The organism is Microbispora sp. GKU 823, assembly GCF_002027145.1.
GTDB lineage: Bacteria > Actinomycetota > Actinomycetes > Streptosporangiales > Streptosporangiaceae > Microbispora > Microbispora siamensis.
This window is the reverse complement of record NZ_MWJN01000078.1, coordinates 1-13,015: the sequence shown is the minus strand read 5'-3', so window position 1 is coordinate 13,015 and position 13,015 is coordinate 1. Positions and strand designations below refer to the sequence as shown.

The window sequence follows — 13,015 nt, the reverse complement described above, 5'->3', positions numbered from 1 at the left end:
GACAATGCGGCATTAAATACCGTAGATCACCGTTTGTTGCTAGTTCTGCCGGGAAACAATGACGTCGCGGGGCAATGACCACTTAACGGTCATTATGCGACATTCCTGTTCATTTAGGGATGACGCACACATTAGGCAGTTGATCCTTTAGAGGGGGACGAAATGCCCAAGCTCAAGAAGGTCATCGCCGGACTCGCACTTTCCACCGCGCTCGGCGGTGGTGCCCTCGCCGCGGGCGCCACGGCCGCGAGCGCCTCGACCGTCCCAACTGGCTGGGGTTGTACCAACCCGTGTACCGACGGGTTCAACAACACCTTCGAAAACGTCAGCTTCCGGAACGAACCCTTCCGGAATGAACCCTTCCGGAACGAGTGCTTCCGGAACAGCTGCTCCCGCTCGGACCTCGACGACATCCTCTGGGACGTCTGCGTCGCGGGCCACTGCTCCAACGTACTCCCCGAATTGGTCGCCTGTGTCAATTAGAAGGCCGGCCTGACGGCCTGCGGAATGAAGCCCGGAAGCGATTCATTCCGCAGAGCAGGGACAAGGGCTCCGGCGACCGATCCGCCGGAGCCCAGGCTCTGCCCTCCACGACTACCCGTACGCGACGTGCGTGGAGGGGCACGAAGGCGTCCGGGCCCGGTGGATCACCAGCGGTTGCGGGCCTCCTCGGCCCAGCCGGTGAGGCCGTCGAGGTCCACCCAGGCGCCGTCGTCGGCCCGGGCCCGCCCGGAGAAGTGGCCGAAGCACTGGTGCGTCTCGTTGCCCACCAGGCCGAGCTCGGTGCGGGCCGCCTTCTCGTGGAACGGGTGGAACTCCACCTCCACCCGGGGGCCGATGATCCGCCACGGCCGCAGCCAGTCGGTCCGGTCGTACGACCACTCCAGCTCGTCGCCGATCTTGTGCAGGCGGCCCCCGACGAACAGGGCGTTCTCGGTGGAGCCGGTGCCGTCGGTCCACCTGCCGCCGAGCTGGATCGCCCGGCCGGGCCCGCTGCCCGCCGCCCAGTTCCACGTGATCGAGTACGGCCACTTCCCGCGGCCGTGGTCGAGCACGGCGAACGAGTCCGCCTCGTCGACGGTGAACTCGGCCGACTCCAGCCGCAGCCGCCCGCGCACCGGGCGGCCGACGTCCTTCACCGTGTACTGGAACCGGTTCGGCCCCCACGGCACCACCACGCCGAGCGACTCGTGACCCTCCGGCAGCGGCACCTCCAGATCGAGCTCGACACCGGGCGCCACGGCCCGGATCGCCGTGCCGAGGGCACTCTGCTCGATGTCGATCGTCACACCACCGCCCCGTACGGACGCCGTCCCGGCGCCGCTGCGGTCGGGGAAGACGGCGCCGCGGGCCAGCGGCACCACGACGTCCTTGGCGAGCTCCACACGGGTGTCCCGGTCGAGCACGTACACCCCGTTCACCGCGGCGTAGTCCAGCGACGACGCGACCAGGCCGACGATGTGGCGGGGGGTGACGATCCCCCAGTATTCCCAGCGCTTGCGCCGTCCCCAGCCGCGCAGGTTGCCCCGGTGCAGAGGACGGCGGGTCCAGCCCACCGCGCCGGGGTTGAGCCGCCCGTCCGGCAGGCACAGGTCGACCGGCTCGGTGATCTCCCGCTCGTGCGTGGTCATGCGAACCTGAGCCTTTCCGTGATCGAGCGTACGAGGTCCTCGGGGAGTTTGAGCACCGCCCTGTCGTAGGTGAGCAGGCCGTTGATCTCGTCCTCGACGTCGGACACCTGGGTGTAGACGGTCGCGCTCAGGCCGCGCGCGACAGCCGGGATGATCTGCTCCTCGTGCAGCCGGGCGAACGCCTCGCCGAGCGCGTCCGCCGTACGGTACCGGCGGTAGCCGAACTCCTTCTCGCCCCAGACGTGGCCCTCGACGCGCAGGCTGTATCCGCCGTACTCGGACAACACGAGCACCCGGCCGTCCGGGCGCGGCGGGCGGAACCGGCGGAAGTAGACGTGCAGGCTGCGCAGGTCGCCCGCGCGCTGGTCGTGCCAGCCGCTGGCGTGGTCGACCGTACGCGTCGGGTCGAGCCGGGCGACCTCCGCGGCGATCCGCGCTGCCTCGAACTGGCCCCAGCCCTCGTTGAACGGCACCCAGACCGCCAGGCTCACCACGTTGCGCAGGTGTTCGACCGTGGCGCGCGTCTCGGCCTCGAACGCCGTACGGCCCGCCGCGTCGGCCCGGCCGAACCGGCGGTGGCGGCGGTCGTCCATCCGTACGAAGGGCAGGAACGCGGGTGTGGTGATCACCCACGGACGGTACGGCTCGCCGCCGTTGACCATGTCCTGCCAGACGAGCATGCCGAGCCGGTCGCAGTGGTGATACCAGCGCAGCGGCTCGATCTTGATGTGCTTGCGCAGCATGGTGAAGCCGAGCCGCTTCATCGTGGCGATGTCATGGATCATCGCCTCGTCGGACGGCGGCGTGTAGAGGCCGTCCGGCCAGTAGCCCTGGTCGAGCACCCCGGCGTGGAAGTACGGCCGGCCGTTCAGCAGCAGCCGGGGGACGCCGTCGGCGTCGGGCCCGACCGAGAAGGAGCGCATGCCGAAATAGCTCCGCACGCGGTCCGCGCCGAGCGACACGGCGACGTCGTACAGAAAGGGATCTTCTGGGCTCCAGGCGCGAACCTCGGGCAGGGGGACCCGCACCGGCCGCTCAGCCGGCACCGTGACCCGTGCGACCGCTTCGCCTCCGGCCGAGATCTCGACATGCGCCTCTCCCGTGGGTGCGTGGACCGTCACCTCCACGCAGGAGTCGCCGAGCAGCGGGGTCAGCGTGAGCCGTTCGACGTGGACCTCCGGGACGCGCTCGGCCCAGACCGTCTGCCAGATGCCCGACTGGGCGGTGTACCAGATGCCGCCGCGCCGCAGCCGCTGCTTGCCCCGCGAGCCGTTCCCGGTGTCGTCCCGCACGGCGACGACCAGGACGTTCTCCGACGGGCGCAGCGCGTCGGTGACGTCGAACGAGAACGGCAGGTAGCCGCCGGTGTGACCGCCGACCTCGTCGTCGTTGACCCACACCCGGCAGGTCTGGTCGACCGCGCCGAAGTGCAGGATCACCCGCCCGTCGGCGAAGTCGTCCGGCAGGTCGAACCGGCGCCGATACCAGAGGGTCTCCCCGGGCAGCAGTTGCCGGTTCACTCCGGACAGCGGCGCCTCAGGCGAGTACGGCACGAGGATCTCGCCGTCGTACGTCTCGGGGGCGTAGTCCCTGATCGCGTACTCCCAGCGGCCGTTGAGGTTGAGGTAGCTGTCGCGGACGAGCTGGGGCCGCGGGTATTCCGGGATCGGGTTATCCGACACGGGTGAGCCTCTTCAGTTCGCTGGTGGCGTCGAACGGCCACGGCCGGGGCAGCCCGTGGCTCATCAGCAGCGTGCCGTGGTGCGTCTTCCCGGTGTCCTCGTCGCGGTAGACGCCGTCCGGGTCCAGGCCCTTCAGCCGTACGGGGGCCGTCACGCGGACCAGCGTGGTCGGCCGCCAGGAGAACACCACGACGTGCGGATCGAGGGTGTACTGCACGGCCCAGTCGGCGAGGCGGTCCATCCGGCCCTCGTGGACGACCGGGCGGATCAGCTTGTACTGCTCGACGAGGCGCTTCGCCTGCTCCAGGTCGGCCGGGCTCCAGCGCAGCAGGTCGCCGCCGATGCCGAGCGCACCGGACATCGCGACGTGGAAGCGGAAGGCCAGCGGCGTCGGCCGGCCGGTGAGCGCGTTGGGGCTGTCGGTCACCCAGGCGCCCATCGTGCAGGCCGGATAGACCTGGCCGTAGCCGTGCTGGATCGCGATCCGCTGGGCGGCGTCGGTGTTGTCCGAGGTCCAGATCTGTTCGGTGCGGGCGAGCATCCCGAGGTCGGCACGGCCCCCGCCGCTCGCGCAGCCCTCGATCGTCAGGTGCGGGTGGGCCGCGCGCAGCCGGTCCATCACGGCGTACACGTTCCTGATGTACGGCACCCACACCTCGTCGCCGGCCTCGGTGATCGGCCGGTTCATGTCCCACTTCAGGAACGCGATGTCGTTGTGCGCCACCAGCTCGTCCAGCCGGTCGTACGCCCACTCGGCGACGTCGTCCCGGGAGAAGTCGAGCAGGAGCTGGTCGCGTATCTCGGTCGCGCGCCGGTTGGGCTGGCGCAGCACCCACTCGGGGTGGGTGCGGTAGAGCTCGCTGTCGGGATTGACCGACTCCGGCTCCACCCACAGGCCGAATGCCATACCGAGCCGCTTCACGTGGTCGATCAGCGGGGTGAGGCCGTCGGGGAAGCGGTCGGGGTTCGGCCACCAGTCGCCCAGGCCCGCCGTCTCGCCCGTACGGCCCGCGAAGGCGCCGGCGCGCCCGCCGAACCAGCCGTCGTCCATCACGAACAGCTCCACGCCGATGCCCGCGGCGAGCTCGGCCAGCTCCATCTGCTGGTCCTGGGAGATGTCGAACTCGGTCGCCTCCCAGGAGTTGTAGACCACCGGCCTCACCCGGCCGGGCGCGGGCAGCACGTGGCGGCGGACGTGGTCGTGCCACCGGTGACTGACCCCGCCGAACCCCTCGGCCGAATAGATCCCGGTGAACGCCGGCGTCTCCAGGGATTCGCCGGGTCCGAGCCGCCAGGTCACCCCCTCGTGCCCGAACCCGCCGCTCCAGCCCGCGCGGCCGTCGTGGTCGCGCTCGACGGTGATGCGCCAGCTTCCGCTCCAGGCCAGCGCCGCGCTCCACACCTCGCCGCGGTCCTCGGTCGCGTCGCCCGCGTCGAGCATCACCCACGGGTTGGCGTGGTGGCCGCTGTGCCCGCGCCTGCTGGTCAGCACGGTATCGGCCACGGCCAGGGCCGTACGCCTGACCTGGAACTCCGCGCCCCACTCGCCCGTGACGTGGGTCAGCCGGTAGTCCTCGCGCCGCGGCACCGCCCAGGCCGCCGAGTCGCAGCGCAGGACCGTGATCGGCCCGTCACCCGTGTTGCGCAGGGTCGTCCAGCGGTCGACGGCGTCGCTGTCCGGCCTGACCAGGTAGTGCAGGTCTATCTCCAGCGGGTAGTGCCGGTCGGCCATCCTGATCGTCAGGTGGCCGCCGTCGATGTCGTGACCGACGTGACGCCACTCGACCCCGCGTACGGCGTCGCCATACCTGACCTGCAGGCCCGCCACGCCGAACCGGCCGCCGCCCTCGACGGGCAGTTCCTCGGGGCCGGCGGGCAGCGCGCGGGCCTGGCCGAGCGTGAGCCGCGGCCCCCAGTGGGCACAGCGCGGCGCGCCGTCCGGCCCGAGCCGCACGACGTACGCGCTGGACGGGGTGGTGAGCAGCCACAACCCCGGTTCGGTTTCGATGGTCACGACAGCCACACTCCGGTGTCGGGCGGCAGCAGGTCGCCCTCGAGCGGCCCGCTCGCGAGCAGCACGTCGTGGTGCCAGGCGAGCGGCACCGGCTCGGCGCCGAAGTTCACCATGAGCGTGAAGCCGGGGTCGCGGGCGAAGGCCAGCACGCCGGGAGGCGTGTCCAGCCAGGTCAGGTCGCCGTCGCCGAGCGCGGGGTGGTCGCGCCGGATGGCGAGCGCGGCGCGGTAGAGGTTCAGCGTCGAGCCGGGGTCGTCCCGCTGCGCAGCCACGGTCAGCGCCGCCCAGTCCTCCGGCTGCGGCAGCCAGGTGTCACCGCCCCCGAAGGCGTACGGCGGAGCGGCGCCGGACCAGGGGAGGGGCACCCGGCAGCCGTCCCTGCCGATGAACGTGCGCAGCGTGCGCTCGAACATGGGATCCTGCCGGGCCTCGTCCGGAATGGTGAGATGCTCCGGCAGGCCCAGTTCGTCCCCTTGGTAGATGTACGCCCCGCCGGGCAGGGCGAGCAGCAGCAGCGCCGCCGCACGTGCGCGCCTGGTGCCCAGCTCCACGTCCACGTCCATCCGGCCGAGCAGCACCTCCGGGGTCGGCGCGCGGACCAGGTCCTGGTCGACGCCGAACCTGGTCACCATGCGCGGCACGTCGTGGTTGCCCAGCACCCACGGGATCGACCCGCCCGTCTCACGCGCCAGCCGGTGCGACCGGTCGATGACCGTACGGAACTCCTCGGCCGACCACGGGGCCGGCATCAGGCCGAAGCCGAAGAGCTGGGCCAGCCCGTCTCCGGACAGGTAGGGCCTGGCCTGGTCGGGATGGCCGAACCACATCTCCGCCACCGTGCCGCGCGCCCCGGGGTAGGAGTCGAGGATCTTCCGCCAGGACCGGTAGAGGTCCAGCAGCTCCGGCTGGTGTTCGTACGGCACGGGCGCGTGACCCGGGGTGAGCGGGCCGCCCTGGCTGCCGGGGACCACGTCGGGCAGGCCGTCCTGCTTGAACAGCATGTTGGCCACGTCGATCCGGAACCCGGCCACGCCCCGGTCGAGCCAGAACCGCAGCACCCGCTCGAACATGGCGACCACGTCGGGGTGCCGCCAGTTCCAGTCGGGCTGCCCGGAGTCGAACAAGTGCAGATACCACTGCCCGTCGGGCACCCGGGTCCAGGCCGGGCCGCCGAACACGGACTGCCAGTTGTTCGGCTCGTCGCGGAAGACGAACCGGTCGCGCTCGGGGCTGCCGGGACCGGCGGCCAGCGCCGCACGGAACCACGGATGCTCGGCCGAGCAGTGGTTGGGGACGATGTCCACGATCACCTTGATGTTCTTCGCCGCGGCCGCCGCCACGAGCGCGTCGAAGTCCGCGAGCGTGCCGTACCGGGGATCGACGTCGCAGTAGTCGGCCACGTCGTAGCCGCCGTCGGCCAGCGGCGAGGGGTAGAACGGGCTCAGCCAGATCGCGTCCACCCCCAGGTCGGCCAGGTGGCCGAGGCGGGACAGCACGCCGGGCAGGTCCCCTTCGCCGTCGCCGTTCGCGTCGGCGAAGCTGCGCGGATACACCTGGTAGACCACCGCGTCACGCCACCAGGCGCCCTGGTCGTACGGCTGGGTGGGGCTCTCGGTTTCAGCGGACACCGCGGATCCTCCAGATCAGACAGGCCCCGAGCGTGGCGAAGCCCGCCGCCACGCCGTACATGAGCGGGTAACCGCCGGCCGAGGTGACCAGGGGTGCGGCGATCACCGGGCCCAGCGTGTTGGACGCGGAGTTGGCCAGGCTCACGATGCCGAGGTCCTTGGCCCGGTCGGCGTCGGCGGGCAGCAACTGGGTGACCATCGCCTGGTCGACGGCGGCGAACATGCCGTAGCCCGCGCCGAGCAGGACGGACGCCGCGATGGCGGCGGACCAGCTCGTCAGGATCGTCAGCACCAGTCCCGACGCGGCCATCGTGAGGCCGCCGACGAAGACGGCGGGCCTGCGGCTGCCGTACCGGTCGGACAGCCAGCCCGCGAGCAGGGTCGGCACGACGCTGCTCAGCGTGAACACCGCCACGAGGACCACGACGCCCTGTTCGACGGTCGAACCGGGAAAGAGCCGCTCGTAGTGGACGGCGTCCCGCAGGTAGTACTGCAGATAGCCGATCGCCATCGCGAGCGTGAGGGTGATCATCAGCCTGCTCGTCCAGGCCCAGGCGAAGTCGGGATGCCGGCGCGGGCTCACCCACAGGCCGCGCAGGAAGGACCGCAGGCCGAACGGCGGCGACCCCGCCGTGCCCGCGGCGGCGGTGACGGGTGCGGCGGCGCGCGCGGTGGTTCCGACGATAAGGGCGGCGGCAGGCATTTCCGCGGGTTCGCGGGTGAACAGGCCGAACGGCAGCACGAGCAGCAGGATCAGCGCCGCCATCGAGAGGAATCCGGCCTTCGCGCCGGTCAGCAGGACGGTGGCCACGACCCCGCCCAGCAGCGGCCCGGTCAACTGGCCCACGCCCGCCAGCGCGGACACCTTGCCCCGCTGACGGACGGGCACCTGGTCGGGCACGGTGGCGATCGCCGCGGCCAGGGCGGCGGTGAACGCCAGTTGGGCCACCGCCCAGCCGACGACCAGTCCGGCCAGCGACTCCTGCCAGGCGAGGAACACCAGGGACGCGGCGCAGACCAGCGCTCCCCCCACGATCCACGGACGCGCCGGCCGAACCGGGAACGGGTGCGGTCGGACATGGCGCCGAACAGCGGGTTGGCGATGATCGTGCAGACGGCGCCGACGGCGAACACGGTCGCCAGCGACGCCTCCTTGTGCGCCGGGTCGATGTGCGCCACATGGGAGGGCAGCAGGATCTGGTTGCCGACGGTCATCGCCATGATGACGCCCATCTGGGCGAGCGCCAGCAGGGTCATCCATCCGGTGGTCACCCGTTCGACGGGCGTGACGCGCACCTCGTCCATGCGGTTCCTTCGAGGTTCCAAAACATGAGAGGGTGCCACGTTAGAACATGACAGGGCGTTATGTTAAGACTGATCGGTGGACAATCCCGGCGTCCGGCGGCGGCCGGTCCAGAAGCGCAGCATCGACAGGGTCGAGCGCATCCTCGACGCCTGCGCCCGTCTCCTGGACGAGGTGGGCCTCGACGCGCTGACCATCGTCGACGTCGCCAGGCGGGCCGAAGTGCCGAGCGGCACCATCTACCAGTTCTTCGACGGCAAGCCCGGCATGCTGCGCGAGCTGGCGCTGCGCAACCTGGAGCTGCTGCTGGTGCGGCTGCGCCGCCGAGTGGCGGCGGAGGCCGCGGAGGGCGCGCTCACCTGGCCGCGCGCGGCGGAGCTCGTCCTGATCGAGACGGTCGAGATGCGCAGGACGGTCCCCGGCTACACCGTGGTCGACTTCGCCGACACCCGGCCGGGCGGGGCGACGTTCCTGCCCCCAGGCGAGGCGAAGGAGGGCGGGGACGTGCTGGCCGAGCGGCTCTACCACTTCGCGCTGGACGAGGCCGGGCTGCCGCCGCTGCCCGATCCGTACCGCGTGATGCGGCTGGCCATCCAGGCCACGGCGGCCGCCCTCCAGCTCGCCTTCACGGCCTCACCGGAGGGCGACCCCGCCATGATCGAGCAGGGGCGCAGGCTCCTGAGGGCCTACTTCGCCGACGTGTCCTCGCGCGGCTGACACCCCTGGCACGTCGACGGGAGACCGGGCCGTACGCGGCCGGATCACCGTACGGCGCCGACCACGGCCCAGCGGCCCGACCTCAGCCGGGCCAGCACGGTGATCAGTCGGATCAGCAGGAAGGCCGACAACCCCGACCAGATCCCCACCAGCCCCCAGCCGAATCGCAGCGAGGCCCACACCACCGGCAGGAACCCCAGCACCGCCCCGCTCGCCGTCGCCGTACGCAGGTATGCCGCGTCCCCGGCGCCGAGCAGCACTCCGTCCAGCGTGAACACGACGCCGCCGATCGGCTGCAGCGCGACGAAGAACCACCAGGCGCCGGGCAACTCGGCCAGCACCGTCGCGTCGGTGGTGAACACGTGGGGGAGGAATCCGGCCAGCGCCGCGAACACCACGCCGAGCAGGGTTCCGAAGACCAGCCCGCAGCCGGTCACCTGCCAGGCCAGGCGGCGCGCGCGGTCCGCGTCGTTCGCGCCGAGCGCGGCCCCGACCAGCGCCTGGGCGGCGATGGCCAGCGCGTCGAGGACGAAGGCCAGGAACATCCACAGCTGGAACACCACCTGGTGGGCGCCGGCCGCCGCGGCGGAGGTGTGGGCGGCGACCGCGGTCGCCGACACCCAGCACGCCTGGAAGGCCAGGCCGAGCAGCACCAGGTCGCGCGCCAGGCCGAGTTGGGCGCGCATCGCGGCCGGAACCGGAGCGAGCGGCACGCCCTCGGCCCGCAGCGCCCGCACGAACAGAGCCGCGGAGATCAGTTGCCCGGCCACGTTGGCGACCGCCGAGCCGTCGATCCCCCAGCCGAGCCCGTACACCAGCACCGGGCACAGCGCGGTGGAGACGACGTTGCCTGCGAGCACGTAGCGCAGCGGGCGCCGCATGTCCTGCACGCCGCGCATCCAGCCGTTCCCGGCCATGGTGATCAGGATCAGCGGAGCGCCGAGCAGGGCGATCCTGAGCCAGCTCACCGCCGCGTCGGCGACCCGGCCGTCACCGGTGAGCAGACCGGCGACCGGCACGGCGAGCAACTGTCCCGCCACCGTGATCACCAGTCCCGCGATCGCGGCGAGCCAGGTCGCCTGCACCCCCTCGGCCACGGCGTCGGCCCTGCGGCCCGCGCCGTGCAGCCGGGCCGCGCGGGCGGTCGTGCCGAAGGACAGGAACGTCATCTGGGAGGAGATCTGCGCCAGCACGATCCCGCCGACCGACAGCCCCGCGAGCGGCACCGCGCCGAGGTGGCCCACCATGGCCGTGTTGACGAGCAGATAGAGCGGCTCGGCGGCCAGAACCCCGAGCGCGGGCACGGCGAGCGCGAGTATCTGACGCAGCGGGGCCCGGCCCACGTGCTCACCCATGCGTCCTCCAGAAGGGGCCGGCCGACGCCCGGCGAGCCGTATCGGCCCGCCGCGACATCGGGCGGCAGGAACGCAATTGTCTTGCTATTGCGAATAGTTCGCAACAAGCTTCCCGGCTGCGGTCACCGGTCACCGGTTCCTTGAGGCGCCGTGGTTCCTTGATGCGCGGTCGGCCCGGCGCCGGCCCGCCGTACGGGACGAGTGGCGGAGGTGGGTGAGTTCAGGACGTCGTGCAGGCTGAGCCGGGCGGGCGGCGGGAGGGGGTCGGCCTGTTCGGCGCGGAAGGAGCCGAGCAGGTAGGCCACGAGTCGCCGGGACGCGACCCCGGCCTCCCCTGCGGAGCCGGCGACGACGCCGCAGTTGGCCATGAGCAGCAGGGCGAGGTCGTCCGGCGAGAAGTCGGCACGCAGCCGCCCGGCCGCCTTGGTGGACAAGGGTCTCCACTTAGCAGGTTACGTTGGCGGCGAGAGACACCTGTCGTGATGGAGGTTCTGTGCGATACCGGAGGCCGCTTCCGAGGCGAGCGATCGACCGTTTCAACTCCTGTGTCCTGACGTTGCGCGCGTCTCCCCGGTGGGGCGGGCTGATCAGCAGGCGACTCACCGTCGTCACCTACACGGGACGCCGCTCGGGACGCACCTTCAGCACGCCCGTCGCCTTCCGGCGCGCGGGTGACACCGTCACGATCGGCGTCCAGCTCCCCGACGCCAAGACGTGGTGGCGCAACTTCCTGGGCGAGGGCGGCCCGATATCGCTGCAACTGGACGGGGTCGAGCGCACCGGACATGCCGTCGCCAGACGCGACGAAGCGGGCCGCGTGACCGTCACCGTCCGCCTGGAGCAGTGACAGGCCGCCTCGCCGAGGGGGCGAGGGCCGGCCTGCGATCGATCAGGACGTGGGAGTCGGGGTCGGCGTGTCCGTGCCGGTGGGCTCGGGGGTGGGTGCGGCGCTGTCCGTGGGAGGCGCGGTCTCCGTGGGGGTCGTGGCCGGGCCGGGTGTCGCGGCCGGCGGTTCCGTGGGAACGGCCGTCGGCGTCGGACAGGGCTCAGGGGCGCGCCAGGTGGGCTTCCCCGAGCGCCACTTCAGCGAGTACGGCGAGCTCTTGCCGAGATACCACAGCCGCTTGCTCGGCCGCGAGAGGTCGAAGACGTAGGCGGCCGTCGCCGTCTCCCCCTGAGGGGCGGCGGGTGTCGTCTCCTGGGTCTGCGGGGGAGTGGAGTTCGTCTCGGCGGGGGGAGCGGGGGTCGTCGAGGTGTCACTCGGAAGAGGAGCGGGGGTGCTTTCGGCGGGAGGCGTCGGCGTGCCCTCCGGGGGAGTCGGCGTGGTTTCGGGAGGCGTCGGCGTGCTCTCCGAGGGGGTCGGCGTGGTTTCGGGAACGGTCGGCGTGGTGGACGGAGGCGGAGCCGGGCTCTCCGGAGCCGGGCTCTCGGGGGCGGGGGCCTGCGTGCCGGGCTGGACGGACGCGATCACGGAGATCCAGGCGTCCTGCCGGATCTCGCCGCCCCGGCGCCCGGTGAGCGTCCGGGTGGAGTCGCCGATCGCGTACGACCGCTCGAAGCCGTCCTGGCTGCGAACGGTGATCGAGTCGTCCGCCACGGCGACGGCCTGCCCGGTCTGGGTGAACACCGTGACGGTGCCGCACCCGTCCTTGGTCGGCACGACCACCTCGCCGTGCAGCGCGCCGAGGAACGGGCCCACCAAGGGCACCTCGGTGGTGGGCGTCGCCGTGGGGGAGTCCGTGGAGATCTCCGTCGGGGCGGCCGTCGGCGTGATCGTCACGGTGGCCGTCACGACGGGCTCCGCGGTGTCCGGCGGGGTGACGGGGGTGGCGGCGGAAGCCGCCGTCACTCCGACGCCGCCCGACGCCGTCAGCACGAACGCGGTCGCGAGGATCATGGGTTGGGAGATGCGCCGGCGCGGCCCGCCCGGTCCGGACAACAGTCCTTTCGGGCGGTGGGGGTTGGTCGGCTTCACCGTTCCTCCGTATCGTTCGATCCGATGGTCTCCGCCGCACGGGGCGGCGGTCGTACCGGAGCGCTCTGCCCCGATACCCGACTGAAGCGACTTTGTTGCCAAACTGTGTCACTTCCGAGGGATTGAGGAGACCTTCCCCATATCCGCCGAATCCATGCGGGGGAAATCCGCGGCCGTGAGGTGGTGTGGGCGCTTTCGGCAGGTCGCGGGGGACGAACCGATTTGAGATTCGGACGTCATCTGATGCGGCCGTGCGACGGGCGGCGGATGGCTCCGGCCCGGACGACGCGACCGCTCACGCGAGCACGGCCGCGGGCCGGTGCGCGTCGCACCCGGCCCGCACTTGTCTTCTGGGTCAGCTCGCGGTGCAGGACAGCGTGGGAACGCTGTTGGTGCCGTTCCACGACCCGAGGAATCCGAAGGTCGTGGAGGCCCCGGCGCCGAGGCTGCCGTTGTAGCTCATGTTGCGGGCGGTGACGCCGGCCCCGCTGCCGGTGACCGTCGCGTTCCAGGCGTTGGTGACGGTCTGGCCGTCGGCGTAGGTCCACGTCACGGTCCAGCCCTTGATCGCCGAGCCGCCCGCGGTGACCGCGACCTCACCCTGGAAACCGCCGCCCCACTGGCCGACCACCTTGTAGGTGCCGAGCAGCCGCCGGGCCTGGGCGACGGCGAGGGGCTGGGCGACGGTGACGGGCTGGGGGGACGGCGAC

12 protein-coding genes are annotated in these 13,015 nt (G+C 71.8%); 3 read left to right on the top strand and 9 right to left on the bottom strand.

Annotated features, from left to right (window positions below):
* The first annotated feature begins 162 nt into the window (after nt 1–162).
* Nucleotides 163–483, top strand: a complete 321-nt coding sequence (locus tag B1L11_RS31485) for a hypothetical protein (protein ID WP_079319028.1) — start codon at nt 163–165, stop codon at nt 481–483.
* 164 nt (nt 484–647) lie between these two features.
* Here B1L11_RS31485 and B1L11_RS31480 read toward each other — a convergent pair whose 3' ends face one another.
* Genes B1L11_RS31480 through B1L11_RS31460 form a run of 5 tightly spaced genes read right to left on the bottom strand, consistent with a single transcriptional unit; the run spans nt 648 to nt 7,955 of the window.
* A complete protein-coding gene (locus B1L11_RS31480; RefSeq protein WP_079319027.1) occupies nt 648–1,631 on the bottom strand; it encodes a DUF2804 domain-containing protein in 984 nt (327 codons plus the stop codon).
* Nucleotides 1,628–3,313, bottom strand: a complete 1,686-nt coding sequence (locus tag B1L11_RS31475; protein ID WP_079319026.1) for a glycoside hydrolase family 2 protein — start codon at nt 3,311–3,313, stop codon at nt 1,628–1,630. Before B1L11_RS31475 ends, B1L11_RS31480 begins: the two co-directional genes overlap by 4 nt.
* On the bottom strand, nt 3,303–5,327 hold the full coding sequence (locus B1L11_RS31470; protein WP_218671436.1) for an alpha-galactosidase: 2,025 nt from the start codon (nt 5,325–5,327) through the stop codon (nt 3,303–3,305). Before B1L11_RS31470 ends, B1L11_RS31475 begins: the two co-directional genes overlap by 11 nt.
* Nucleotides 5,324–6,955 (bottom strand): glycoside hydrolase family 13 protein, encoded by a 1,632-nt coding sequence (locus B1L11_RS31465; protein WP_079319024.1) that lies wholly within the window; start codon nt 6,953–6,955, stop codon nt 5,324–5,326. The genes B1L11_RS31470 and B1L11_RS31465 overlap by 4 nt, the downstream gene beginning before the upstream one ends.
* Nucleotides 6,945–7,955: an MFS transporter gene (locus B1L11_RS31460; protein ID WP_256863053.1), complete on the bottom strand. Its 1,011-nt coding sequence runs from the start codon at nt 7,953–7,955 to the stop codon at nt 6,945–6,947. The genes B1L11_RS31465 and B1L11_RS31460 overlap by 11 nt, the downstream gene beginning before the upstream one ends.
* A gap of 381 nt (nt 7,956–8,336) precedes the next feature.
* Between B1L11_RS31460 and B1L11_RS31455 the strand changes: the two genes are divergently transcribed.
* Entirely contained in the window at nt 8,337–8,975 is a 639-nt protein-coding gene (locus tag B1L11_RS31455; protein WP_079319022.1) for a TetR/AcrR family transcriptional regulator, read from the top strand.
* 44 nt (nt 8,976–9,019) lie between these two features.
* Here the strand turns inward: B1L11_RS31455 and B1L11_RS31450 are convergent, their stop codons facing one another.
* Together B1L11_RS31450 and B1L11_RS31445 are read right to left on the bottom strand one after the other, a co-directional pair.
* Nucleotides 9,020–10,330, bottom strand: a complete 1,311-nt coding sequence (locus B1L11_RS31450) for an MATE family efflux transporter (protein ID WP_079319021.1) — start codon at nt 10,328–10,330, stop codon at nt 9,020–9,022.
* Nucleotides 10,331–10,452: 122 nt separating this feature from the next.
* Nucleotides 10,453–10,764: a hypothetical protein gene (locus B1L11_RS31445; protein WP_179155410.1), complete on the bottom strand. Its 312-nt coding sequence runs from the start codon at nt 10,762–10,764 to the stop codon at nt 10,453–10,455.
* Between the two features lie 59 nt (nt 10,765–10,823).
* Between B1L11_RS31445 and B1L11_RS31440 the strand changes: the two genes are divergently transcribed.
* On the top strand, nt 10,824–11,177 hold the full coding sequence (locus B1L11_RS31440) for a hypothetical protein (protein WP_079319020.1): 354 nt from the start codon (nt 10,824–10,826) through the stop codon (nt 11,175–11,177).
* Nucleotides 11,178–11,219: 42 nt separating this feature from the next.
* Here B1L11_RS31440 and B1L11_RS45800 read toward each other — a convergent pair whose 3' ends face one another.
* Nucleotides 11,220–12,227: a hypothetical protein gene (locus tag B1L11_RS45800; RefSeq protein WP_143737679.1), complete on the bottom strand. Its 1,008-nt coding sequence runs from the start codon at nt 12,225–12,227 to the stop codon at nt 11,220–11,222.
* Between the two features lie 433 nt (nt 12,228–12,660).
* A partial coding sequence (locus B1L11_RS31425; protein ID WP_179155409.1) for a cellulose binding domain-containing protein occupies nt 12,661–13,015 on the bottom strand: 355 nt, incomplete at its 5' end.